Below are 25,229 nucleotides of genomic sequence, written 5' to 3'. Positions count from 1 at the left end.
AGAGGTCACACCCGTTCCCATACCGAACACGGAAGTTAAGCTCTTCAGCGCCGATGGTAGTTGGGGGTCTCCCCCTGCAAGAGTAGGACGTCGCTGGGCAACTATAGGAAGTCGTCACCGAGTAATCGGTGGCGGCTTTTTTTTGTTCTATAAAGAATTTTTAAGTGCCGAAGGCACTAACCACTTCTAACTACTAAAGATATCTTTATATCTAAATAATAGCCAAGTAGAAATAATACCAATAGAAACCAAAAGAATATCATAAACTAATTGCTCGACCTCAAGTGTGTCTGAATTATTCATAATGGTATTAGGAATTATAAGCAATATTAAATTGCACAATGAAATCAAATGTAAATTAGTCCATATTTTTTCAAACATATTATCCCTCCTTAAATTGAAGACCTACCCATTTTAATTGAGTGTTTTTACTATGACAACACTTTATTTCCTTACACAACTATCTTGCAGCGTTATTTTAAGTGGATTATTGCAAATTGAATCGGTGATATCACTCTTAATATTTTAGGAATAAAAATAGATTGTCGAATTGCTATTTATGTTTAACTAAAACACAAGTTTAGTTGAATAAGCACTTAATCAGTTGTAGGTAGGTGCCATCATATCAATTTGCAATAAATCAACCATTTAACATAGCAGTTACTTTTACTGTGAACATAATTAATAAGGAATGTCCTTTTATAATGTCGAAAAAATTAAAGGTCTTTTCCTCGAAATGACATTTCCCGGGAAATAGAAACTAGATATGACAGGAAAGATTAAAAATAAAATAATTAAAAGGAAATATAGTATATTTTAGAATAATGAAGTTATATATTCATTCAAAGTGAAATTGTTGTTGAAAAAGAGAAATTTACAATATCTCAATTTATGCTATTATGCAGAAAAGGAGGGTAGTTTTGATTAATAAAAGTGGCTCTATAAATTATAATTACATTGGTTTACAGGCTCTATATGAGCGGTTAAGGAATGATCATCCTATCAAAGCATTAATTCATTCCAAAGTAATGTCTGTAAAAGCAGGTATTAATGGAGAGGCAATTATAGAAGGTATATTTAATAAATATACTTTTCCCTTCGAATATAATATCATGTTTGATTTGAATCTTAGTGCGGATGGTAAGTTTCAAATAGATGCCTTATTCATTTCTCGACATTATATATTAATGCTTGAGTCGAAAAACATTATTGGTGAACTAAGCTTTGAAAGAGAGCCATTTTGTTTAAGAAGAAAACTGGAGAGCGGTCATGTTGATATTTTTGAGAGTCCAGAGGTTCAATTGGAAAGAAATTTGAACATGCTACATAGATGGCTAGAGAATCGAGGTATACAAATACCTCTAGTTGGGGCCATCGTGTTAAGCTCTACAAAGTCTGAAATTATAAAGCCTCCAGAGAATGCGTGCATTATGTATCCAAGTAGTATTCCGAATTTTATATGGAATCAGTCTAGAAAGGCTGCTTTTCTATCAACCAATCAATTGGAAGAGTTAAGTAAGAGTATTCTTAAGGCTCATAAAGATTATTATCCTTATCCAATGTGTAAAGCATGGGGGATAGATTCTAATGACTTGATCAAAGGTGTGAGATGTAATGTATGTAACAAGATAGGCATGCGGCGTGTTATACGAACATGGAAATGTCCACATTGTCTTAATCAGCACAAGGATGCTCATATTTTAGCTATTAAAGAATGGTTTATGTTAGTCGGTGAAGAAATGACAAACAGTGATTGTCGAAGTTTCTTAAAGATAGAAAAGAGTCAGACAGCGACTAGGTTATTGCAGAGCATGAAGTTGAAAACTATTGGTGAAGGAAAAGGTGCAAAATATAAAATGAGTAGAAAAATGCTGAACGGTCATAAAATAATCTATCCGGTCATAAAAAATTCTATGCGGTCATAAAGTTAGTCTATCCGGTCATAAAACCAAGCTATCCGGTCATAAATCTCCACGAACGGTCATAAATCCAAAATCCATCCCAAAACAGACCCCAATTCAAGCTTCATTTCAGTCACAACACTCAAAATTTCCAACAAACATTCCAAAAACATGTATTTTCCCTCATACTTCATTCATCCCTCTGCAATAATAGATATTTTCCCTCACACATTCTTAAGAACAACTACAATTCTTCAATTTTCCGATTAGGTCTAACCATAAAGGGTATATATTAATACATCTTCAACCAATGGGGAAGTATTATATAAGAGGAGTTGAAAGAATGTTAGAAAATGCATTTACTATGGTTTTGATTATCTTCGCGATTAACATTGTTTATGTTACCTTATCAACAACAAGAATGATTCTTACACTGAAAGGCTATCGTTATGTTGCAGCTTTTATGAGTATAATAGAAGTAACCGTTTATATAGTAGGTTTAGGACTGGTGTTAGATAACTTGGATGCAATCCAGAATTTAATTGCTTATGCGCTTGGTTTTGGTACAGGGATTATCGTTGGCTCTAAACTTGAGGAAAAAATGTCTTTAGGATATATTATGGTCAATGCTATTTCTACTGAAAGTGACGTTAACCACTTATCCTCTATTTTGAGGGAAGAGGGGTATGGTGTTACAGATTGGACTGCAAATGGTCTGGAAGGTCACAGACAAGCATTACAAATATTAACTCCGAGAAAATACGAAGTTAAGCTGTATAATCGGTTAAAGGAAATCGACCCGAAAATATTTATCATTGCTTATGAGCCCAAAACTATTCATGGTGGCTTCTGGGTCAAAACAGTTCGGAAAGGGAAGTTATTTAGATGAAGCAAGAAACCAAATGGTTTGAAGTGGAGGAAAACGAAAGCATCTCTGCTTGCATGGAAAAGATGGCAAAGCAAGGCTTTCAGGTGGTCGGTAGAAGAGAAGAGCCTTTATTTGCAGAGATAGACGGAGTTCCTACCCCTATAAGACAAATGATTCAATTAAAAGGAACAAAAGATAAAGAAGCTTGAAATAAGTACTAAAAACCGAACATTATAGTTTTCTGAAAATTTATTGTTCGCTTTTAACCGTTGACGTTACTATCTAGACTTGTTAGAATATTAATAGTAATAGAACGATTTTATCCCCATATATGCTAAAGAATTGGCTTTAGCGTCTCTACCAAGTCACCGTAAATGACAGGACTATGAGGGAAAGCGACTTTTGGAAACTACTAAAAGGGTGAGTTCTTATATGCATATGCAAATAACAAACCCATTTTTTATATTCCTCAAGTAAACTGCTTTTCTTCTAAAGAAAACAGTTTATTTGAGGAATTTTTTGTTTAAAAAAGGAAGGGACGAAAATAATGGACGCAAAAATTGGTGTAATTATGGGTAGTTCTAGTGATTGGGAAACAATGAAGCATAGCTGTGAAATCTTAGATGAATTACACATTCCATATGAAAAACAAGTAGTTTCTGCACATCGTACCCCTGATCTTATGTTTGAATATGCAGACCAGGCAAGAGATCGAGGTATACAAGTTATTATTGCTGGAGCTGGCGGAGCAGCACATTTACCAGGAATGGTAGCTGCAAAAACAACTCTTCCAGTCATCGGGGTGCCAGTCCAATCGAAGGCATTGAACGGATTAGATTCCTTGTTATCAATTGTTCAAATGCCTGGAGGAGTACCAGTGGCAACGGTAGCTATAGGAAAGGCAGGAGCTACAAATGCAGGGCTACTAGCGGCACAAATTCTTTCCATTCAAGATGCAGAAATTACTAGTAGATTAGAGAATCGAAGAGAAGCAACGAAAAATAGCGTCTTAGAAAGTAATGGTGAGCTACGATGACGAAGACAATCTATCCAGGACAAACAATAGGAATTATTGGTGGGGGACAGCTTGGTAGGATGATGGCCCTTGCAGCCAAAGAGGCAGGGTTTAAAGTAGCGGTACTCGAGCCAACGATGGACTCTCCTTGTGGTCAGATTGCAGATATTCGAATTGTGGCGCCATATAATGATGAGGCTGCATTAGAAGAATTAGCCGATGTAAGTGAAGTTATAACATATGAGTTTGAAAATATAGATTATGAAGGTCTAAAACGTCTTGCAGAAATTGCCTATGTTCCTCAGGGGGCAGATTTGGTAAGAATTACACAGGACCGTATTTTAGAAAAGAAATCTATAAGAGCAGCTGGAGTTCCGGTGGCAAAATTTATAGAGGTACAAAACTATGATGAGCTAGTGTCCAACATTGACAACATTGGTTACCCTTGCGTGGTGAAAACTACGCGAGGAGGGTATGATGGTAAGGGTCAGCAAATTGTCAAAAGTAAGGATGCTTTAAAACTAGCTAAGCCTCTTTTTGAACACTCGGCGTGCATTGCAGAGGCGTTTGTACCATTCGATAAAGAAATCTCTGTAATCGTTCAAAGAAATGGAAATGGTGAAACCTATTGCTTGCCAATCGGGGAAAATATTCATGTGAACCATATTCTACATGAAACCATCGTTCCAGCAAGAATTAGTACATCTCTATCGGAGAAAGCGGTGGAAGCTGCTGAAACAATTGGGAACCATTTGAATTTAATAGGGACGCTTGCTGTTGAAATGTTTGTGCTAGAGGACGATAAATTACTGATTAACGAGTTAGCACCTAGACCCCATAATTCCGGTCACTATTCTATAGAAGCTTGTAATGTCTCTCAATTTCATCAGCATGTAAGAGCTGTTTGTGGTTGGCCATTACGACAACCAAAGCTATGGACGAACGCAATTATGGTTAATGTACTAGGACAGCATGTTATCCCTGTAACAAACTCGCTAAGCAAGTATCCAAACTGGTCGCTGCACTTGTATGGTAAAAGTGAGGCAAAGGAAAATAGGAAGATGGGACATGTTACTATTCTTTCGGACAATATCGAGGAAACACTGACAGAAATTGAACAATCAAAAATTTGGTCTTAATTTGGAGGAAAAGAAATGATAGAACGCTACACACGCCCTGAAATGGGAGCGATTTGGACAGAAGAAAATAAATACAATGCGTGGTTAGAGGTAGAAATACTAGCTTGTGAGGCATGGGCAGAGATTGGTGATATACCAAAGGAGGATGTCGCACTTCTTCGTAAAAATGCATCCTTTTCTGTAGATCGTATTTTAGAGATTGAGCAAGAAACAAGACATGACGTAGTAGCATTTACTCGTGCAGTATCCGAAACTTTGGGGGAAGAGCGTAAATGGGTGCATTACGGACTGACATCTACGGATGTAGTAGACACAGCTCTTTCTTATGTGATCAAACAAGCTAACGGCATTTTACGTAAAGACATTCAAAATTTTATCGAGATATTAGAAAACAAGGCTAAAGAGCATAAATATACGGTAATGATGGGTCGTACACATGGTGTTCATGCAGAGCCGACTACCTTCGGTTTAAAGCTAGCTCTATGGACAGAGGAAATGAAGCGTAATCTTGAGCGCTTTGAGGCTGCGTCTACTGTAATTGAAACAGGAAAGATGTCAGGAGCAGTTGGTACTTATGCAAACATCGATCCATTTGTTGAACAATATGTATGTGAAAAGCTAGGATTAGCAGCATCACCAATTTCAACTCAAACATTACAACGTGATCGTCATGCTCAATACTTAAGCGTAATTGCATTAGTAGCAACTTCTATCGAGAAATTTGCAACAGAGATTCGTGGTCTTCAAAAGTCAGAAACTCGTGAAGTCGAAGAGTTTTTCTCAAAAGGGCAAAAGGGTTCATCGGCAATGCCTCATAAACGTAACCCGATAGGATCAGAAAATATGGTTGGGATGGCACGTCTCATTCGTGGGTATATGATGACTGCCTATGAAAATGTAGCCTTATGGCATGAAAGAGACATCTCTCACTCTTCTGCTGAGCGTGTAATTTTACCGGATGCAACAATTGCACTGAACTATATGTTAAATCGTTTTAGTAACATCGTGAAAAATCTTACTGTGTTCCCTGAAAATATGAAACGAAATATGGATTCTACTTTAGGGCTGATTTACTCGCAACGTGTTTTACTTGCGCTTATTGACAAAGGGCTGGCTCGCGAAACTGCTTATGATACAGTACAGCCACTAGCAATGAAGGCTTGGGAATCTCAAACAGCTTTCCGTAACTTTGTGGATGCAGATGAAAAGATTACTTCATTATTAACAAAAGAAGAGTTGGATGATTGTTTTGACTACAATTACCACATTCAGCACGTCGATATGATTTTTGACCGCTTAGGCTTAAACGAATAGAGTTAACGAAAACATTAAGGCATATCTGAATAATGGAGGAAATTACCGTGATAAAAGGCGATCTATTATACGAAGGTAAAGCAAAAAGATTATATGCAACAGAGAACGAAGACGTTCTCTATGTTGCATATAAGGATAGTGCCACTGCATTTAATGGAGAAAAAAAAGCAGAAATTGGTGGTAAGGGAATATTAAATAACAAAATTACCACCATACTTTTCGAACAGCTAAAAAAGTATGGTATTGAGTCTCACTTTATCGAGCAAATCTCTGAAAATGAGCAGCTTGTAAAGAAGGTGGAAATTATTCCACTTGAGGTTGTCGTTAGAAATATCGCCGCTGGTAGTCTTTCAAAAAGACTCGGGATGGCGGAGGGCACTCCTTTAAAAAAAACAATCGTTGAGTTTTATTTCAAGGATGATGACCTTGGGGATCCACTCTTAACGAATGCACATTTGGAATTATTAGAAATTGCTTCACCAGTAGAAATAGATACGCTTCAAACAATGGCGCTCGAAGTTAACCAGGTGCTTCGCCCAATATTCTCTGATATTGGTGTTACTTTAGTAGATTTCAAATTAGAGTTTGGTAAAACAGCTGACGGCGCTATTTTGCTGGCTGATGAAATCTCTCCTGATACTTGTAGACTATGGGACAAAGATACAAACAAAAAATTAGATAAAGACGTGTTCAGACGCAATTTAGGAAGCTTAACAGAGGTTTATGAAATTATACTTTCCCGTCTAGGAGGACTATCAAAATGAAAAAAGTTAAAGTATATGTGACACTTCGTGAAAGTGTTTTAGATCCACAGGGGAGTGCAGTAATGGGTGCTCTACACTCTATGGACTATAACGAAGTAACTGACGTTCGAATCGGTAAATATCTGGAGCTACAAATTGAAGAAGGAACACGTGATATAGATACAGTTGTAAGAGAGATGTGTCAAAAGCTTTTAACTAATACAGTAATCGAAGACTATCGTTATGAGGTTGAGGAGGCTGTAAGCAAATGAAGTTCGCGGTAATCGTATTTCCAGGATCGAACTGTGATTTAGATATGTACCATGCGATTAAAGACGAGCTTGGAGAAGAAGTAGAATATGTTTGGCATGATGAGAAGGATTTAAGCGGATTTGACGCTATTTTATTGCCAGGCGGATTCTCTTATGGTGACTACTTACGTTGTGGTGCTATTTCTCGCTTCTCGAATATTATGTCAGAAGTAGTGAAGGCTGCTGAAGCTGGTAAGCCTGTACTAGGCGTATGTAATGGTTTCCAAGTACTAACAGAGGCTGGCCTTTTGCCTGGTGCACTATTGCGCAATAAAGACTTGAAATTTATGTGCCGAACAGTTGATTTAAAGGTATTGAACAATGAAACTCAATTTACCTCTTCTTATGAGAAGAATGAAGTTATTCAAATCCCTATTGCCCATGGGGAAGGAAATTATTATTGTGATGAGCTAACACTAACGTCTTTAAAGGAAAACAACCAAATTGTTTTCACCTATGCTTCAGAAAATCCGAACGGAAGTATTGAAGATATCGCAGGTATTGTAAATGAAAGAGGTAATGTTCTTGGGATGATGCCACACCCAGAGCGTGCTGTAAACGAAATTATGGGTGGAAATGATGGATTAGCGTTATTCAAATCTATTTTGAAACAGTGGAGGGAATCTCATGTCAGTCATGCTTGAACCAAATCCGGAGCAAATTAAAGAACAGAAGCTATATGCTCAAATGGGAATGTCCGATGAAGAATTTGCTATGGTAGAAAACATTCTAGGTAGACTACCAAACTATACAGAGACTGGTTTGTTCTCGGTTATGTGGTCAGAGCATTGCTCTTATAAAAATTCTAAGCCAGTTTTACGCAAATTCCCTACTAAGGGACCACAAGTTTTGCAAGGTCCTGGTGAAGGCGCAGGGATAGTCGATATTGGTGATGGTCAGGCAGTAGTATTTAAAATGGAATCTCATAACCATCCCTCTGCAATCGAACCTTATCAAGGAGCTGCAACTGGGGTAGGAGGAATTATCCGAGATGTATTCTCTATGGGTGCTCGTCCAATTGCAATGTTAAATTCATTGCGCTTTGGAGAACTAAAAACACCACGCGTTAAGTATTTGTTTGAAGAAGTAGTGGCAGGTATTGCCGGTTATGGTAACTGTATAGGTATCCCAACTGTTGGAGGAGAAATTCAGTTTGATGACTGCTATGAGGGTAACCCATTAGTAAATGCTATGTGTGTAGGCCTAATCAATCATGAGGATATTCAAAAAGGTATTGCGGCTGGTGAAGGTAACACGGTGATGTACGCAGGAGCAAAAACAGGACGTGACGGAATTCACGGAGCAACATTCGCTTCCGAGGAATTGACGGAAACTTCTGAAGAAAAACGCCCTGCAGTTCAAGTAGGAGACCCATTTATGGAGAAACTTTTGCTAGAAGCATGCTTAGAGGTTATTAAATCTGATGCTATTATCGGAATTCAAGATATGGGAGCTGCAGGATTAACTTCTTCTTCAGCAGAAATGGCTTCCAAAGCTGGTTACGGAGTAGAGATGAATTTAGACTTTGTTCCACAACGTGAGACAGGTATGACTGCCTATGAAATGATGCTATCTGAATCACAGGAACGAATGCTGATTGTTGTAAAAAAAGGCCGTGAAGAGGAAATTGTAGAGATTTTTGAAAAATACGGTCTAGACTGTGTAGCAGTTGGTAAGGTGACGAACGATAAAATGCTTCGACTATTGCATAAAGGGAAAGTAGTGGCAGAGGTTCCTGCAGATGCATTAGCGGAGGAAGCACCTGTTTATTATAAGACATCAGCTGTTCCTGCTTATTTCACAGAGTTTCAAACAATGGAAAACAAAGAACCACTAGTAACAGACTATAAAGAAACTCTTTTAAATCTTCTCCAACAGCCAACGATTGCTTCAAAGGAATGGGTATACGATCAATACGATTACCAGGTCCGTACTAGCACAGTAGTAACACCTGGTTCTGATGCAGCAGTTGTACGCGTTCGAGGAACAAATAAAGGTCTTGCTATGACGACAGATTGCAACTCCCGCTATATTTACTTAGATCCAGTTGCTGGAGGTAAGATCGCTGTGGCAGAGGCAGCACGTAATGTAGTGTGTTCTGGTGCTAAGCCGCTTGCAATTACAGATTGCTTGAATTTTGGTAACCCGGAAAATCCAGAAATATTCTGGCAGCTAGATCAGTCTGCTGAAGGAATTTCAGCCGCATGTATCGCATTAGAATCACCGGTAATTGGAGGAAACGTGTCGCTTTATAATGAAAGAAGTGGAACAGCAGTTTATCCGACACCTACGATTGGTCTTGTAGGATTAGTGGAGGATTTGGCTCATGTAACGACTCAATCCGTTAAACAAGCGGGGGATCTAGTTTATTTGATTGGTGACACTAAAACTGAATTTGGTGGATCTGAGCTACAAAAATTAGTAGAAGGACGTATTTTTGGTCAAGCACCTTCTATCGATTTAGATGTAGAGGCAGCTCGTCAAACGGCTTTACTAACAGCGATTAAAGCTGGCTTAGTACAGTCTGCACACGATATTGCAGAGGGTGGATTTGCCGTAGCCCTAGCTGAAAAAACATTCGATGCTAAAGGGCTTGGAATTGAAGTGAAGGTTCAAGGTTCGGCAATAACAACCCTATTCAGTGAAACACAGTCTCGTTTCATTGTGACTGTTAAATCTGAAAATGCTAGCCAGTTTGAAGCACTAGTACAAGATGCAGTGAAAATCGGACAGGTAACTGATACAAACAATCTAGTAATCTCTCAAGAAAACGGAACTACTTGGATAAACGGTTCTGTTGAGGAATTCCGTTCCGCTTGGAAAGGAGCAATACCATGCTTACTGAACTCAGAGGCTTAAATGAAGAATGCGGAGTGTTTGGAATTTGGGGACACTCAAACCCAGCAGCTATGAGCTATTACGGTTTACATGCATTGCAGCACCGGGGACAGGAGGGTGCTGGAATCGTAGTAACAGATGGTAAGTCATTGCGAGCTGTTAAAGGTGAAGGTCTTGTAAACGATGTGTTTAACAATGGGAAGTTGGAGCAGCTTGAAGGTCATTCAGCAATTGCCCATGTCCGCTACGCAACTGCAGGAGGATCAGGTATAGAGAACGTACAACCGTTACTATTTAATTCTACTACTGGCAGCCTGGCAATTGCTCACAATGGTAACATCGTAAATGCCACTCGTTTAAAGCGAAATTTAGAGCAGCAAGGGAGCATCTTCCAAACAACTTCGGATACAGAGGTTCTAGCACATTTACTTAAAAAAAGTAGACTTCCTTCATTTGAAGAACGTGCAAAGCAATCTCTTCGACTATTAGAAGGGGCATTTGCTTTCATCATTTTAACTGAGGATGGAATGCTAGTCGCACAGGACCCACAAGGTATGCGTCCTCTTTCTTTAGGGATGCTAGATAATGCTTGGGTGGTTGCTTCTGAGACGAGTGCCTTTGATTTAATAGGTGCAGAATTAGTTCGCTCGATTGAACCAGGAGAGCTATTAATCATTAATGATAATGGTTGCCGTTCTGAACGATATATGGAGAAGAGAGATCGTGCTATTTGTACAATGGAATATGTATATTTTTCTCGTCCAGATTCAGATATAGATGGTATTAACATTCACTCAGCAAGAAAACGATTAGGAAAACAGCTGGCAAAAGAGATCTTCATCGATGCTGACGTAGTAACAGGTGTTCCGGATTCAAGTATTTCTGCTGCAATTGGATTTTCAGAGGCTACAGGAATTCCTTATGAATTAGGACTTATCAAAAACCGATATGTAGGCAGAACATTTATACAGCCTTCGCAGGATTTGCGTGAGCGTGGAGTGAAGATGAAGCTATCACCAGTGCGTCAAGTAGTCAAAGGTAAGCGAGTGGTTATGGTAGATGATTCAATCGTTCGAGGAACAACGTCTAAAAGAATTGTGAATATGTTAAAAGAAGCCGGGGCAACAGAGGTTCATGTCGTAATTAGCTCTCCTCCTTTAAAGAATCCATGCTTTTATGGAATAGATATTAGTTCCGACTCGGAGCTGATTGCAGCAAATAATACTATCGAAGAAATGAGAGTCCTAATTGGTGCGGATTCCCTTTCCTTCTTATCGGTTGAGGGAATGGTAAAAGCTATTGGGAGACCCGAGGGAGAAAAGAATTGTGGTCATTGCTTAGCCTGTTTCACAGGTGAATACCCAACGGATATATTCCCAGACACGAAATTACCACATGAAAAAGAGCTTGTTCGATAGGAGGATTATAAATGTCAAAAGCATATGAAAAAGCTGGTGTAAATATTGAAGCTGGCTATGAAGCAGTTGAGCGCATGAAATCACATGTCGAACGCACAGCTAGAAAAGGAATCATGGGTACTTTTGGTGGCTTTGGGGGAATGTTTGACTTATCTTCCTTGAATTATAAAGAACCAGTTTTGATCTCTGGGACAGATGGAGTTGGGACGAAGCTCAAGCTAGCCTTTATGACTGACACTCATGACACAATCGGGATTGATTGTGTGGCAATGTGTGTAAATGATATTGTCGCTCAGGGTGCAGAACCTTTATTTTTCTTAGATTATGTGGCAGTAGGTAAGGCAGTGCCAGCTCGCATCGAACAAATTGTGAAGGGCGTTGCAGATGGCTGTGTTCAGTCAGGAGCGGCTTTAATCGGTGGAGAAACGGCAGAAATGCCAGGTCTATACGAAGAAGACGAATATGATCTAGCGGGATTTGCTGTTGGAGCATGTGAGAAGTCTAAAATTGTTACGGGTGAAAAGATAGCTGAAGGGGACGTTTTAGTCGGTATTGCCTCTAGTGGAGTTCACTCTAATGGATATTCCCTTGTGCGTAAAATAGTATTTGAAGAACAAGGATACGAGACGGATACAGTAGTAGAAGGCTTCGAGGAGCTTGGAGAAATAGGCAAGGCTCTATTAACTCCTACTAAGATCTACGCGAAACCAGTAATGGAGATGCATCAAAATTTAAACATTCACGGAATGGCACATGTAACTGGCGGAGGGTTCTATGAAAACCTTCCACGTATGATGCCAGAGGCTTTAGCGGTGGAAATTGATCTTGGCTCATGGGAAGTGCTTCCGATATTCCAATTTTTAAAGGAAAAAGGTCAGCTCACGGATAAGGATCTTTACAATGTATTTAATATGGGAATTGGTTTTGTACTAGCATTGTCTCAAGAAGAGGCGGAGAAGGCGATTGCTATAGCTGAGTCTCATGGAGAAAAGGCATATACAATCGGCCGTGTGGTGAAAGGTGAAGGTGTTCTATTCAACGGAACACATGACGGGAGCTTAGTGTAATGAATACAGGACCAAGATTTGCCGTCTTTGCTTCTGGAAGCGGCTCTAATTTTCAAGCAATCTATGATGCTGTACGGACAGGTAGGTTAATAGGTGAACCTGTATTAGTTGTAACTAATAAACAAGACGCTTACGTTGTAAAACGTGCAGAGGCAGTAGGAGTAGAAACACTTGTTTTAAAGCCGACTAGCTTTTCTTCAAAAGACGCCTATGAGCAGGAGATTTTAAACAAGCTACAAGAACTGCAGGTCGAATGGCTAGTGCTTGCTGGATATATGAGATTAGTTGGCAATATATTGTTGGATGCATTTCCAAATCGTATTATTAATATTCATCCATCCTTACTCCCTGCATTTCCTGGAAAGGATGCTATTGGTCAAGCATTGGAGCATGGAGTAAAGGTTACTGGAGTTACAGTACATTTGGTAGATGCAGGTATGGATACCGGACCAATACTATCTCAATATGCAGTAGACGTTGTAGCGGAGGATCGAGAGAAGACAGAGGAAAGAATCCATGCAGTGGAGCATGAATTATACGTGAAGACCTTACAACAGCTATGGAGTTAACGGAAGAAGATAAGACACTGCCTGCCACGAATATTCACATTGTCAAGGTAGTATCAGCTCGTACTTTCAAAAAAGTAAGTCATAAAATAAAGTATGTTGGTTTTTGCTATAGGCGGAGGCTTTCCTCGGGGTGAGCGATAAGCCATCCCGACGCTAAATCGTCGTTTGTGATTTTTCCGCACGCTATTAAGTAGGTGCGGACATAGGCTGCACTTTTCGTATTAATGAGTAATATTGATTTTTCGATAAATTAGGAGGAATTATTGTGTCAAAACGTGCATTAATCAGTGTATCAGATAAATCAGGAATTCTTGAGTTTGCAAAAGAGCTGGAACAGCTTGGTTACGAAATTTTATCAACTGGTGGTACTAAATCATTTTTAGAACAAAATGGTGTTGCCATTACTTCTGTTGACCAAGTGACAAACTTTCCAGAGATTTTGGATGGTCGAGTAAAAACATTAAATCCTATGATTCACGGTGGATTATTAGCAAAACATGATGATCCTTCTCACCAAGCTCAGTTGGAGGAACATAAAATCACACCGATTCAAATCGTTTGTGTAAATCTTTATCCTTTCCGAGAAACTATATCAAAGCCTGACGTAGCATTTGAGGATGCGATTGAAAACATCGATATTGGTGGGCCATCTATGCTCCGTTCGGCAGCAAAGAATCATCAATACGTAACAGTGGTTACCGATGCTGCGGACTATGATGAAGTATTAAGCCAGCTAAAAGAAAACGGAGAAACTACTATTGAAACACGTCGTAGACTTGCTGCTAAAGTGTTCCGTCATACTGCTGCATATGACGCGTTAATCGCAGATTATATGACAAATCTTGCAGGGGAAGATTTCCCAGAGCTATTAACACTTACATATGAGCGTAAACAAGCGTTACGTTACGGAGAAAATCCTCATCAACAGGCTGCTTTCTATAAACGACCACTTGGCTCAGATTTCTCCATTGCATCGGCTAAGCAATTACATGGAAAGGAGCTTTCTTATAATAATATCCAAGATGCCAATGCTGCTATTCAAATTGTTAAAGAGTTTGACTTGCCAGCTGCTGTAGCGGTGAAGCATATGAATCCGTGTGGAGTTGGTACAGGAAAATCAATCTCTGAGGCATTCCAAAAAGCCTACGAAGCAGATTCTACATCTATTTTCGGAGGAATTGTAGCTTTAAACCGTGAAGTGGATTCAGCTACTGCTAAAACATTGGCAGGAATTTTCTTAGAAATTATCATAGCTCCGTCCTTCTCTGAGGAAGCTATTGCAATGCTTACAGCAAAGAAAAATATTCGTCTATTGACCATTTCTTATGAACAAACTAAAAAAGACAAATGGAATACTGTATCGGTAGAGGGCGGATTATTAATACAATCTCCTGATACATTTGGATTAAAAGATGCAAATATAAAGGTTGTTACGGACCGTGAACCAACAGAGGAAGAATGGAAATCGATGACATTAGGTTGGAACGTTGTGAAGCATGTGAAATCTAACGCAATCGTGGTAGCGACTGAGGACATGACAGTTGGTGTAGGTGCAGGTCAAATGAATCGTGTTGGATCTGCAAAAATTGCACTTGAACAAGCAGGAGGCCTTGCAAAAGGAGCAAGCCTTGCATCAGATGCTTTCTTCCCTATGAATGATACGGTGGAGACTGCTGCAAAAGCTGGAATTACAGCAATTATCCAAACTGGAGGATCTGTAAAGGACCAAGATTCCATCGATAAAGCAAATGAATATGGAATTGCTATGGTATTTACAGGTGTACGTCATTTTAAACACTAAAGGAGGCTTCCTCATTCATGAATATTCTTGTTATTGGTAGCGGAGGGAGAGAGCATGCAATTGCTAAGCAGTTTCATTTATCTCCGTCTGTGCAAAAAGTGTTTGTAGCACCTGGAAATGCCGGAATGGCAAAGGAAGCTCAAATCGTTCCAATAGAGGCCCTTGCATTTAAAGAATTAGCCAAGTTTGCAAAGGATAATGAAATAGATTTGACGTTTGTCGGACCAGAGCAACCCCTTGCAGAAGGAATTGTAGATTTCTTTGAGGAACAAGGCTTACGCATTTTTGGACCAACGAAGGCTGCTGCACAAATTGAAGGAAGTAAAACCTTTGCTAAAGAATTAATGGACAAATATGGTATTCCGACTGCTGCTTATGAAACCTTTACAGAGGTAGACAAAGCTAAAGAATATATTGAAAGGCTTGGGGCTCCAATTGTTATAAAAGCGGATGGACTTGCTGCTGGCAAAGGTGTTGTAGTTGCCATGACGGTTGCAGAGGCAAATTCTGCAGTAGAAGACATGATTGGTAACCAATTGTTTGGAGAATCTTCTTCGCGTGTTGTTATTGAAGAGTTTTTAGATGGAGAAGAATTTTCATTTATGTCCTTTGTTCACAAAGGGGCAATTTATCCAATGGTTATTGCTCAAGACCATAAACGTGCTTTCGATGACGATAAAGGTCCGAACACTGGAGGTATGGGAGCGTATTCCCCAGTTCCACAAATTTCTCAGGCAGTGGTGGATACTGCTTACGAAACTATCGTGGTGCCAACAGTTCAAGCAATGACTGCTGAAGGCACATCATTCACAGGTATATTATATGCTGGTTTAATCCTTACTAAGGAAGGACCAAAAGTCATTGAATTCAATGCCCGTTTTGGTGATCCAGAAACCCAAGTAGTTCTCCCTAGAATGAAAAGCGACTTTGGGCAGTTCATGAAATCATTGATGGATGAAAAGCCATTTGATTTGTTTTGGTCTGATGAAGCAATGTTAGGTGTAGTGATTGCTGCTAATGGTTACCCAGAAAATCCAATCAAAGGTGCAAAACTACCTAACTTAGATTCTTTATTTGAAAAAGGCTTGCATATTTTTCATGCAGGCACGAAGAAACAGGATGAAGACTTTGTTTCAAATGGGGGTCGCGTAATTTTAGTAGCAGCAAAAGAGACCTCATTAAAAGCTGCGCAAGATAAAGTATACGAAGGTCTTTCTAGTCTAGAATGGAATGACTTATTCTATCGAACTGATATTGGCTGGCGTACATTTAAATGACCACAAAAAGAATGTCCGGTAACATTACGGACATTCTTTTTTAAGATAGGAAGCATATGTCTTTTTACAAAACTTATTAATTGAAGCGACAGACGTCGACTCCAGCGGGAGCAGGGAGACAGATGGCTTATTGCTCCCCCGCGGAAAACGTACGTCTAAAGCGGAAATCAACCTCAATTTGTTGAAGGCTTAGACGCTTGCACTTTTCTTATCATATTTTTTTCAAATATAACTATTATATAGTATCGAGTATTTTTATTCGTGAAGTAAATTTTAAAGTGTGATATAAACATCTTCATAAACTATAAGGGGATATACCTTTAAATTGGTTGATTAATTATTAATGACAATAGACCTATTCATGTATCAGAATTTACAAAAAATACATTTCAGTGCTTTGCTTTACTAAAGTACTGTGCTACTATTATTTAAATAAAAGACTTACAGGAAGGAGAAGGAATCATGCATTATCCAATATGGAAGATCGAGCATATAAGGCATCAAATAGAAGTGGTGAACGGAACGAAAGCACCAGACATATTAATAACCAATGCTACCTACTTACATAGTCATCTTAAAAAATGGATTAACGGAAATATTTGGATCGTAAAAGATCGAATTGTTTATTCGGGTACTGATATGCCGCTTATTACGGATCAGACAGAAGTATACGATGCTGCTGGACAAAAAATTGTACCAGGCTATATAGAACCTCATGTTCACCCTTTTCAATTATATAATCCACAAACGTTTGCAGATTTTGCTGCGCAGTTAGGAACAACAGCGTTTATTTCAGATAATTTAATCCTTTTCCTAATGTTGGAAAATAAGAAAGCGTTTTCAATTATGGACGAGCTTAAAAAGTTGCCTTTCTCTTTTTACTGGTGGTCTCGATTTGATTCTCAAACAGAATTAGAAAATGAAGAGCAACTATTCACCTCTAAAACAGTGGGAGAATGGATTAATCGTCCAGATGTTATTATGGGAGGAGAGCTGACAGGTTGGCCAAGATTATTGTCTGGTGATGACCAAATGCTTTATTGGCTCCAACAGGCAAAGACAAATGGAATGAAAATTGAAGGTCATTTTCCAGGAGCCTCAGAAAAGACGCTTGCCAGAATGCGTTTACTAGGAGCAGATGGAGATCATGAATCGATGACGATTGAAGAGGTTGAAAGAAGAATTCTTCATGGCTATGCCGTAACTTTAAGGCATTCTTCTATTCGCCCTGATCTGCCAAATCTCTTGAAGGACATTTTAGAAAAAGATCTTCACATTTTTGACCATTTAATGATGACTACAGATGGTTCTACACCTTCCTTCCATACGGACGGTGTAATGGATAAATGTATTCAAGTTGCTTTAGATGCTGGAGTTGACCCGATAGACGCTTATTTAATGGCATCCTTCAATGTAGCAAAATATTATAACTTATCGAATTTACACGGTGTAATTGCTAGTGGTCGCTTTGCTACACTCAACTTCCTAGAGGACGAGCAAAACCCAGTGCCAATAAGTGTTTTGTCAAAGGGTGTTTGGTTAAGGAAGAATAGTGAAAAAGTTAGAGCATTAGATCCAGTTAATTGGTCAGGAATGCCGCAATTTAAACTTGACTTTGATCTTACTGATAGTGATTTTCAATTCTCTATGCCGTTTGGAATAGAGATGGTAAATGATGTTATTACAAAGCCTTATTCTGTAAGCGTAGATACTACTGACAATGAGCTATCTACAAACCACGATGAAAGCTTCCTGTTGCTTATAGACAGAAATGGTAAATGGAAGGTATCAACCTTGATAAAGGGATTTGCGAATAAGCTTATGGGCTTTGCTTCCTCTTATTCCAACACGGGGGATATATTGTTAGTTGGAAAGAATAAGGAAAGCATGCTTCAAGCCTTTAACGAAATGAAGAAGATGAATGGCGGAATTGTCATTGTAGAAAATGAACAAGTTGTTTGTTCTATTAGTCTTCCAATAGGAGGAGGACTCTCTGATAAACCGATGGAAGCACTTATAGAAGAAGAGGTAGAACTAAAAAGAGAACTAGCTGCTAGAGGCTTTAAGCATGGGGATGCTATATATACACTGCTGTTTTTACAGTCCACTCATTTACCTTATGTCCGAATAACACAAAAAGGGATATTCGATGTAATGAAGAAAAAAGTACTATTTCCAGCAGTTATGAGGTAGGAGGATTCGAGAACGTGTTCAAAAAATGGGGAATCATTGCTGTTGTTTGCTTGTTGCTAGCAGGTTGTTCAAAAGATGCTGGCATTGAAGAAGCTGTCGCTGAAGACACAGGAGAAGACATAGAAGATGTCGTAGAGGAAGTGATAGAAGAGGAGCCAGTTCCTCTTCCATTTGTTGCTCCTTTTACAGGTATAGGCTCTGAAGTGGAGCTTAAACAAAGACCTTTCATGGTAACGATTAATAATCATCCGCAAGCTCGCCCACAATCCGGAATTTCTCAGGCGGATATGATTTATGAAGTTATGGCAGAAGGGAATGTAACCCGCTTTTTGGCGGTTTTCCAAAGTGAGGTCCCTGATAATATAGGACCAGTTCGAAGTGCGAGAGATTACTTTGTGGAGATAGCTAAAGGATTAGATGCATTTTATGTAGCTCACGGCTATAGTCCTGACGCTCAAAAAATGTTAAATGCAAGAGTAGTAGATAATATAAATGGTATGCAATATGATGGGATACTCTTTAAGCGCTCTAGTGAAAGAAAGGCACCCCATAATTCCTATATTTCTAGTGAAAATATTTTTGCAGGGGCAGATCGAGTAGGAGCTTCTATGGAAATAAATAAAATCCCTACTTTTTCATTTTACGAAACGGCTGAAGGAGCAAAACTAGGTAGCCCAGCTTCTAATGTTAGCGTTCGTTATGGTTCTGGAACAAGCTTTGAGAATGAATATAATTATGTGCAAGAGCAAGGTATTTACGAAAGAAAATCTGCAGGTATTTTGACAATTGACAAAGAAAAGCAAACTCCAGTGAAGCTTGCTAATCTAATATTTATGGAAATACCACATAAAACCATTGATAATTCTGGTCGTCAGAAGCTATCCTTAGCTGATGGAGGAAAAGCATATCTTTTCCAAGCTGGTATTATGAAGGAGATAGAGTGGAAAAACGTAGACGGAATATTAGTTCCGATGGAAAATGGCATACCGGTCAAACTGGTGCAAGGCAAAACTTGGATTAGCATTGTTCCTACTAATCCAGGGATAGAAAGCATGGTAAAGTATTTGCCATAAGTAAACGATGAAAGGAATGAACTATATGCAGATTGATAAAATTAAAGGTAAACAAACAGACCAATTATTTAATGCTATTTTAGAATTGAAGGATATAGATGAATGCTATCGCTTCTTTGATGATCTATGCACAATTAGCGAGATTCAGTCGCTTGCTCAACGATTTGAAGTAGCACATTTGCTTCGCCTCAAAAAAACTTATGAATCTATAAAAAAAGAAACTGGAGCAAGCACAGCTACTATTTCACGAGTGAGACGTGCATATGATTATGGAAACGATGCATACGATGAAATGTTAGGCAGACTCTATCCAGACGAAGCACCTGTAATAAATAGAAAAGAGTAGTAGTGAAAAGGAAACGTACATAAAGCCTTTATTGCTATTTAATATGAAAGGGCAAGAATGCTGGTAAAACAGTTATTCTTGCCTTTAGCTTTTTTAAAACTTTATAATAGTTAACCGGCATCCTTTTGTGACAGCTAGTTTTGTTTATGAGGGAATCTCTAAGTTAGTGTAAAAAAACGATTTAAAGCTAACACCTATATGCTGCGTAATTATTAGAAAAATATTGAAGGGACCAATTAGATATTATTTATTACAAATTTAGAATCATTATGGGCTGAACAGCGATGTCTGTTCGGTTTTTTGTTATAATGGGTTAATGTTAATAAACAATTATATGTAGGTGAAAAAATGGATTATAAAGAATGGCGACATATATTTAAGCTAGACCCTGCCAAAGAAATTGCTGCTGATGCGTTGGAGAAGGTTTGTGAGTCGGGAACCGATGCTATTATTATTGGGGGCTCTGATGGGGTGACCTTAGATAATGTGATAGATCTTTTAATGAGAATTCGGAGATACGCAGTTCCTGTGGCATTGGAAGTTTCTACAATTGACAGCATTACACCTGGGTTTGACTTTTATTTTATTCCTAGTGTTCTAAATAGCACTGACACCAAATGGGTGAAGGATCTGCATCATAAGGCAACAAAGGAATTTGGTGAGGTTATGAATTGGGAAGAAATAATCCCAGAAGGTTATTGTATTTTAAATCCTGATTGTAAGGCTGCAGAGCTGACACATGCAGAGCCAGTCAATTCAATCGATGATATAATTGCCTATGCACAAATGGTGGAGCATATGTTTAAATTCCCTATTTTCTACATGGAATACAGTGGAATGTACGGAGAAGTTCAGACCGTGGCAAAGGTAAAATCAGGCTTGAAACAGACTCAGCTTTTTTATGGCGGGGGCATTAAAACAGAGGCACAGGCTCGTGAAATGGCAGCCTATGCAGATACCATTATTGTCGGAAACCAAGTATATGATAATTTAAACGAAGCATTAAAAACTGTGAATGCTGTTAAATGATAATTGAGTAAATGCATAGCCAAAGGTATAATATAAGGAACAAATGTTCTTGTAGAGGAAGTGTAGTATGGAACTTATAGCAAAAAACCTATTAAACGGGATGAATAAAGAGCAAGAAGAGGCAGTCAAAGCAACCGAGGGTCCATTACTAATCATGGCTGGGGCAGGATCAGGTAAGACAAGAGTGCTCACCCATCGTATTGCTTACTTGATAGTAGAAAAGGAAGTATACCCTTCTAAAATTTTGGCCATAACGTTTACAAACAAAGCGGCACGTGAAATGCGCGAACGTATAAATACTATTTTAGGAGAGGGCACTGGAGAGAGAATGTGGGTTTCCACTTTCCACTCAATGTGTGTGCGAATTCTAAGAAGAGATATTGATCGAATTGGTTATTCTAAAAGTTTCTCTATTTTAGATACTTCCGATCAGCTAACGGTTATTAAAGGTATTTTAAAAGAGCTAAATATTGATACTAAGCAATACGATCCTCGTTCTATGCTGAATGCGATAAGCAGCGCCAAAAATATATGTATCGATTCGGATACTTATAAATCACAAATGAATGAATCTAATCCTTTTGAAAAGACGGTTGCAAAGGTTTACGAGGGTTATGAAAAACGCCTTAGAAAAAACCAATCCTTAGACTTTGATGATTTAATCATGACTACTCTAACGTTATTTAAGCGCGTACCAGATGTTTTGGAATTTTATCAAAATAAATTTCAGTACATCCATGTAGATGAATATCAAGATACGAACAAAGCGCAATACGAGCTGGTTCAAATGCTTGCTAAGAAATTTAAAAATATTTGTGTTGTAGGCGACTCGGATCAGTCCATCTATCGCTGGCGTGGAGCGGATATTCAAAATATCCTTTCCTTTGAAAAGGATTATCCGAATGCAAAAGTGATTATGCTGGAGCAAAATTATCGTTCCTCCCAACGAATCTTGAAGGCTGCAAATGACGTCATTGGTAATAACCAAAGTCGTTACCCTAAAGTGTTACGCACAGAAAATCTTGAGGGCGAAAAAATTGAACTATTCCGCGCCAATGATGAACAACAGGAAGCCCAGTATGTAGTACAAAAAGTTCAAGAGCTGATTGAAACCGAAAATAGGACGTTAAACGATTTTGCCATCTTATATCGCACGAACGCACAATCACGTGTTATGGAGGAAGTGCTTGTAAAATCGAATATGGCCTATACAATAGTTGGCGGTACTAAGTTCTATGATCGAAAAGAGATTAAAGACTTATTAGCTTATCTTCGCTTGATCGCCAATAATGACGATGACTTGTCACTTGCACGAATCATTAATGAGCCGAAGAGAAATATAGGAGCTACTTCCTTTGATCGTATTGCGAGATACGCTATTGAACAGGATCGCTCTATATTAGATGCGTTAAACGAAGTAGATTTTATAGGATTACCAGCTAGAGCTGTAAACTCGGTCGTTAAGTTCCATGGACTTATTCAAAACCTGACACAAATGCAGGAGTTCCTATCAGTAACTGAAATCGTGGAGCAGGTGTTAGAGAAAACTGGTTATAAAACTATGCTTAAAAACGAGAAAACGATTGAAGCAGAAAGTCGATTAGAGAATATCGAAGAGTTTTTATCTGTTACGAAAGCATTCGAAGAAAATAGTGACGATAAGTCACTTGTTGCATTCTTAACAGATTTAGCGTTAGTTTCAGATATCGACAAACTGGACGAAGATGAGGACATGTCACAGGGGAACATTATCCTAATGACGATGCATGCTGCTAAAGGCTTGGAGTTCCCGGTAGTATTCATCATTGGAATGGAAGAGAATATTTTCCCTCATGCTCGCTCAATCGGAGACGATGATGAGATGGAGGAAGAGCGTCGTTTAGCTTATGTTGGAATTACCCGAGCAGAGGAAAGACTTTATATCACTTGTGCACAATCTCGTACAATATTTGGGCGAGGTAGCTTTAACAGCCCTTCTCGCTTTATCTCGGAAATATCGGATGAGATTATTGAGGTTGTTGGATGGTCTCGAGATATCCGTAAAAACAAAAGCAGAGATACGAAGGTAATTGCACCAGTACCAAGAGCTGCTGTTTCAAGACCAGCATACCAGTCCACTGGTGGTGAGCGTTTAGGCTGGCAGGTTGGCGACAAGGCTTCTCATAAAAAATGGGGAGAAGGTATGGTAGTAAGCGTTCGTGGCGAAGGTGAGAATACAGAGTTAGATATCGCTTTCCCTAGTCCAACGGGTATAAAACGACTACTGGCTAAATTTGCACCAATCGAAAAAGTATAATTTTCTTAGCGGAGGAAAGTTCATGGATAAATTAGAAAGAGTGAAAGAGCTGCACAAAATATTGCATGAATATGGATATGCTTATTATGTGTTAGATAAGCCCACCGTTCCTGATGCAGTTTACGATCAATTCTTACATGAGTTAATCGCTTTAGAGGAGGAAAATCCTGATTTAATCTTCCCAGATTCTCCTACTCAACGAGTAGGCTCAACGGTAAGTGAAGGGTTTAAGAAAGTTACCCATGCTAATCCAATGCTAAGTCTGTCCAACGCATTCAATGAAGAGGATATTAGAGACTTTGACAAGCGTATTCGAAATATTATTGATGAGACCCCTGTCTATGTATGCGAACTGAAAATAGACGGGTTGGCAGTTTCGCTTCTATATGAGGATGGCCGACTAGTGCGTGGTGCAACTCGTGGAGATGGAACTACAGGTGAGGATATTACAAGCAATATTAAAACCATTCGTGCAGTCCCTTTGCGACTAAAGGAAAATGTAACCCTAGAGGCTAGGGGAGAGGCGTATATGCCTAAGTCATCCTTCCTTAAGCTAAATGAACAACGAGCTGAGAAAGGCGAGGAACTATTTGCCAATCCAAGAAATGCTGCAGCTGGATCTTTGCGACAGCTAGACCCTAAAATGGCTGCAAGTAGGAATCTTTCAATGTTCATCTATGGAATGGGGGGAGATGGGGAAGAGTTTAATATCGATACCCACTCAGAAGCCTTGAAATTTATGAAAGAGGTAGGCTTACCTACTAATAACGAAACTCGAGAATGTCGCTCAATAGAAGAGGTTATGGCATTTATAGAGGAATGGACGACAAAAAGAAATGATATTCCTTATGAAATAGATGGAATAGTTATTAAGGTGAACAATTATTCTCAGCAGGAGGAGCTTGGATTTACAGCAAAGAGTCCCCGCTTTGCCATAGCCTATAAATTTCCGGCAGAGGAAGTAGTGACAACTATTATTGGTATCGACCTAACAGTAGGACGAACCGGTGTTGTGACCCCGACCGCATTATTAGAACCTGCTCAGGTAGCGGGTACTACCGTGCAAAGAGCTTCTTTACACAACGAGGATTTAATCCGTGAAAAGGATATTCGTATTGGAGACCGCGTTATTATACGAAAAGCTGGTGACATTATTCCAGAGGTCGTAGAAGTCATCCTACAAGAAAGAAAAGAAGACTTACCTCCTTATGAAATGCCGACTCATTGTCCTGTCTGTGAAAGTGAGTTAATACGAATAGAGGAAGAGGTTGCACTAAGATGTGTCAATCCGCAATGTCCAGCTCAAATTCGTGAGGGAATTTACCATTTTGCCTCTCGTAATGCGATGAATATTGAAGGGCTAGGTGGGAAGGTAGTAGAACAGCTGTACAGAGAGAAACTTGTCCAAGACATCTCCGATTTATATAAGCTGACTGTAGATGATTTAGTCAAGCTAGAGCGAATGGGATTGAAATCTGCTACGAATTTGGTAGAAGCGATAAGTGCTTCCAAATCTAATTCTATGGAAAGAGTGTTATTTGGTTTAGGGATCCGTCATATTGGTGAAAAGGCTGCCAAAATTCTATCAGAGAAATTCCACAACTTCGATGCGCTCATGCAGGCATCTAGAGAAGAAATAACTGCTATACATGAAATTGGAGAAAAGATGGCTGATTCTCTAGTAACTTATTTTGAGCAAGAAGAGGTTCAGCAACTGATTGGTCGCTTAAAAGAATCTGGCCTTGATATGAAGTACACAGGTAAAATTATTGATGCTTCGACAATGGAAAACAGTCCTTTTGCAGGCAAAACAGTAGTTTTAACTGGTAAACTAACACAGCTGACACGCCCCGATGCAAAGGAAAAAATTGAATCATTAGGTGGCAATGTAGCTGGAAGTGTCAGTAAAAAAACGGATTTAGTCATTGCAGGTGAAGATGCCGGATCTAAGCTTGAAAAAGCTATTAGCCTAGGTATTGAAGTATGGGATGAGCAAAAGCTGCTCAATAATTTAGAGGAATAAAAGGAGTT

Annotated in this window: 21 protein-coding genes, 1 rRNA gene and 1 riboswitch; all 22 genes read left to right on the top strand. The window is 39.0% G+C overall.

What is annotated here, in order from left to right; all coding sequences use genetic code 11:
- Nucleotides 1–99 (top strand): 5S ribosomal RNA (gene rrf / locus ACQKNZ_RS18495); the annotation flags it as partial.
- A gap of 821 nt (nucleotides 100–920) precedes the next feature.
- The gene (locus ACQKNZ_RS18490; protein WP_186318273.1) at nucleotides 921–1,925 is read left to right on the top strand and encodes a nuclease-related domain-containing protein; all 1,005 of its coding nucleotides are present in this window, start codon (nucleotides 921–923) and stop codon (nucleotides 1,923–1,925) included.
- 319 nt (nucleotides 1,926–2,244) lie between these two features.
- Complete coding sequence (locus ACQKNZ_RS18485) at nucleotides 2,245–2,790, top strand: DUF2179 domain-containing protein (RefSeq protein WP_144541586.1); 546 nt, start codon at nucleotides 2,245–2,247, stop codon at nucleotides 2,788–2,790.
- The gene (locus tag ACQKNZ_RS18480) at nucleotides 2,787–2,978 is read left to right on the top strand and encodes an NETI motif-containing protein (protein ID WP_144541588.1); all 192 of its coding nucleotides are present in this window, start codon (nucleotides 2,787–2,789) and stop codon (nucleotides 2,976–2,978) included. The genes ACQKNZ_RS18485 and ACQKNZ_RS18480 overlap by 4 nt, the downstream gene beginning before the upstream one ends.
- Nucleotides 2,979–3,074: 96 nt before the next feature.
- A riboswitch (purine riboswitch) is annotated at nucleotides 3,075–3,175 on the top strand.
- 141 nt (nucleotides 3,176–3,316) lie between these two features.
- Nucleotides 3,317–3,805, top strand: a complete 489-nt coding sequence (gene purE / locus ACQKNZ_RS18475) for a 5-(carboxyamino)imidazole ribonucleotide mutase (protein WP_427661128.1) — start codon at nucleotides 3,317–3,319, stop codon at nucleotides 3,803–3,805.
- A complete protein-coding gene (gene purK, locus ACQKNZ_RS18470; RefSeq protein ID WP_427661126.1) occupies nucleotides 3,802–4,923 on the top strand; it encodes a 5-(carboxyamino)imidazole ribonucleotide synthase in 1,122 nt (373 codons plus the stop codon). The genes purE and purK overlap by 4 nt, the downstream gene beginning before the upstream one ends.
- Before the next feature lie 15 nt (nucleotides 4,924–4,938).
- Nucleotides 4,939–6,237, top strand: coding sequence for an adenylosuccinate lyase (gene purB / locus ACQKNZ_RS18465; RefSeq protein ID WP_427661123.1), 1,299 nt, complete (start codon nucleotides 4,939–4,941; stop codon nucleotides 6,235–6,237).
- A 47-nt stretch (nucleotides 6,238–6,284) separates the two neighbouring features.
- Nucleotides 6,285–7,001, top strand: a complete 717-nt coding sequence (gene purC / locus ACQKNZ_RS18460) for a phosphoribosylaminoimidazolesuccinocarboxamide synthase (protein ID WP_427661120.1) — start codon at nucleotides 6,285–6,287, stop codon at nucleotides 6,999–7,001.
- The gene (gene purS / locus ACQKNZ_RS18455) at nucleotides 6,998–7,252 is read left to right on the top strand and encodes a phosphoribosylformylglycinamidine synthase subunit PurS (RefSeq protein ID WP_427661118.1); all 255 of its coding nucleotides are present in this window, start codon (nucleotides 6,998–7,000) and stop codon (nucleotides 7,250–7,252) included. Before purC ends, purS begins: the two co-directional genes overlap by 4 nt.
- Entirely contained in the window at nucleotides 7,249–7,935 is a 687-nt protein-coding gene (purQ, locus tag ACQKNZ_RS18450; protein WP_427661116.1) for a phosphoribosylformylglycinamidine synthase subunit PurQ, read from the top strand. Before purS ends, purQ begins: the two co-directional genes overlap by 4 nt.
- Nucleotides 7,919–10,150 carry a phosphoribosylformylglycinamidine synthase subunit PurL gene (gene purL / locus ACQKNZ_RS18445; protein WP_427661114.1) on the top strand — a complete coding sequence of 744 codons (2,232 nt, stop codon included), beginning with the start codon at nucleotides 7,919–7,921 and terminating at the stop codon, nucleotides 10,148–10,150. The genes purQ and purL overlap by 17 nt, the downstream gene beginning before the upstream one ends.
- Nucleotides 10,126–11,547, top strand: coding sequence for an amidophosphoribosyltransferase (purF, locus tag ACQKNZ_RS18440; protein ID WP_144541604.1), 1,422 nt, complete (start codon nucleotides 10,126–10,128; stop codon nucleotides 11,545–11,547). Before purL ends, purF begins: the two co-directional genes overlap by 25 nt.
- Before the next feature lie 11 nt (nucleotides 11,548–11,558).
- Nucleotides 11,559–12,614: a phosphoribosylformylglycinamidine cyclo-ligase gene (purM, locus tag ACQKNZ_RS18435; protein ID WP_427661112.1), complete on the top strand. Its 1,056-nt coding sequence runs from the start codon at nucleotides 11,559–11,561 to the stop codon at nucleotides 12,612–12,614.
- Nucleotides 12,614–13,183 (top strand): phosphoribosylglycinamide formyltransferase, encoded by a 570-nt coding sequence (gene purN, locus ACQKNZ_RS18430; protein ID WP_427661110.1) that lies wholly within the window; start codon nucleotides 12,614–12,616, stop codon nucleotides 13,181–13,183. Before purM ends, purN begins: the two co-directional genes overlap by 1 nt.
- A 265-nt stretch (nucleotides 13,184–13,448) precedes the next feature.
- Nucleotides 13,449–14,984 carry a bifunctional phosphoribosylaminoimidazolecarboxamide formyltransferase/IMP cyclohydrolase gene (gene purH, locus ACQKNZ_RS18425; RefSeq protein ID WP_340863749.1) on the top strand — a complete coding sequence of 512 codons (1,536 nt, stop codon included), beginning with the start codon at nucleotides 13,449–13,451 and terminating at the stop codon, nucleotides 14,982–14,984.
- A 17-nt stretch (nucleotides 14,985–15,001) separates the two neighbouring features.
- Nucleotides 15,002–16,261, top strand: a complete 1,260-nt coding sequence (purD, locus tag ACQKNZ_RS18420) for a phosphoribosylamine--glycine ligase (RefSeq protein ID WP_427661108.1) — start codon at nucleotides 15,002–15,004, stop codon at nucleotides 16,259–16,261.
- 462 nt (nucleotides 16,262–16,723) lie between these two features.
- Nucleotides 16,724–18,454 (top strand): adenine deaminase C-terminal domain-containing protein, encoded by a 1,731-nt coding sequence (locus tag ACQKNZ_RS18415; RefSeq protein WP_144541614.1) that lies wholly within the window; start codon nucleotides 16,724–16,726, stop codon nucleotides 18,452–18,454.
- A gap of 14 nt (nucleotides 18,455–18,468) precedes the next feature.
- A complete protein-coding gene (locus tag ACQKNZ_RS18410) occupies nucleotides 18,469–19,527 on the top strand; it encodes a DUF3048 domain-containing protein (RefSeq protein WP_427661106.1) in 1,059 nt (352 codons plus the stop codon).
- Between the two features lie 25 nt (nucleotides 19,528–19,552).
- Nucleotides 19,553–19,873, top strand: coding sequence for a YerC/YecD family TrpR-related protein (locus ACQKNZ_RS18405; RefSeq protein ID WP_144541618.1), 321 nt, complete (start codon nucleotides 19,553–19,555; stop codon nucleotides 19,871–19,873).
- Between the two features lie 348 nt (nucleotides 19,874–20,221).
- Entirely contained in the window at nucleotides 20,222–20,902 is a 681-nt protein-coding gene (locus ACQKNZ_RS18400; RefSeq protein ID WP_342577491.1) for a heptaprenylglyceryl phosphate synthase, read from the top strand.
- Nucleotides 20,903–20,969: 67 nt separating this feature from the next.
- Entirely contained in the window at nucleotides 20,970–23,198 is a 2,229-nt protein-coding gene (pcrA, locus tag ACQKNZ_RS18395; RefSeq protein WP_151112728.1) for a DNA helicase PcrA, read from the top strand.
- Between the two features lie 22 nt (nucleotides 23,199–23,220).
- The gene (ligA, locus tag ACQKNZ_RS18390; protein ID WP_151112730.1) at nucleotides 23,221–25,221 is read left to right on the top strand and encodes an NAD-dependent DNA ligase LigA; all 2,001 of its coding nucleotides are present in this window, start codon (nucleotides 23,221–23,223) and stop codon (nucleotides 25,219–25,221) included.
- Nucleotides 25,222–25,229 lie beyond the last annotated feature (8 nt).

The sequence above is a fragment of the Psychrobacillus sp. NPDC093200 genome, from assembly GCF_050280345.1.
Lineage (GTDB): Bacteria > Bacillota > Bacilli > Bacillales_A > Planococcaceae > Psychrobacillus > Psychrobacillus faecigallinarum.
The sequence above is the reverse complement of the archived record's forward strand: the minus strand, read 5'-3'. Positions and strand labels throughout refer to the sequence as shown.

Bases quoted from the DNA above. Each gene is read 5' to 3' on its own strand.
- purL (WP_427661114.1), top strand. From the start codon at position 7,919: ATGTCAGTCATGCTTGAACCAAATCCGGAGCAAATTAAAGAACAGAAG.
- ligA (WP_151112730.1), top strand. From the start codon at position 23,221: ATGGATAAATTAGAAAGAGTGAAAGAGCTGCACAAAATATTGCATGAA.
- purN (WP_427661110.1), top strand. From the start codon at position 12,614: ATGAATACAGGACCAAGATTTGCCGTCTTTGCTTCTGGAAGCGGCTCT.
- purD (WP_427661108.1), top strand. From the start codon at position 15,002: ATGAATATTCTTGTTATTGGTAGCGGAGGGAGAGAGCATGCAATTGCT.
- purK (WP_427661126.1), top strand. From the start codon at position 3,802: ATGACGAAGACAATCTATCCAGGACAAACAATAGGAATTATTGGTGGG.
- ACQKNZ_RS18415 (WP_144541614.1), top strand. From the start codon at position 16,724: ATGCATTATCCAATATGGAAGATCGAGCATATAAGGCATCAAATAGAA.
- ACQKNZ_RS18400 (WP_342577491.1), top strand. From the start codon at position 20,222: ATGGATTATAAAGAATGGCGACATATATTTAAGCTAGACCCTGCCAAA.
- purB (WP_427661123.1), top strand. From the start codon at position 4,939: ATGATAGAACGCTACACACGCCCTGAAATGGGAGCGATTTGGACAGAA.
- ACQKNZ_RS18485 (WP_144541586.1), top strand. From the start codon at position 2,245: ATGTTAGAAAATGCATTTACTATGGTTTTGATTATCTTCGCGATTAAC.
- purE (WP_427661128.1), top strand. From the start codon at position 3,317: ATGGACGCAAAAATTGGTGTAATTATGGGTAGTTCTAGTGATTGGGAA.
- purQ (WP_427661116.1), top strand. From the start codon at position 7,249: ATGAAGTTCGCGGTAATCGTATTTCCAGGATCGAACTGTGATTTAGAT.
- purS (WP_427661118.1), top strand. From the start codon at position 6,998: ATGAAAAAAGTTAAAGTATATGTGACACTTCGTGAAAGTGTTTTAGAT.
- purM (WP_427661112.1), top strand. From the start codon at position 11,559: ATGTCAAAAGCATATGAAAAAGCTGGTGTAAATATTGAAGCTGGCTAT.
- ACQKNZ_RS18405 (WP_144541618.1), top strand. From the start codon at position 19,553: ATGCAGATTGATAAAATTAAAGGTAAACAAACAGACCAATTATTTAAT.
- ACQKNZ_RS18480 (WP_144541588.1), top strand. From the start codon at position 2,787: ATGAAGCAAGAAACCAAATGGTTTGAAGTGGAGGAAAACGAAAGCATC.
- pcrA (WP_151112728.1), top strand. From the start codon at position 20,970: ATGGAACTTATAGCAAAAAACCTATTAAACGGGATGAATAAAGAGCAA.
- purF (WP_144541604.1), top strand. From the start codon at position 10,126: ATGCTTACTGAACTCAGAGGCTTAAATGAAGAATGCGGAGTGTTTGGA.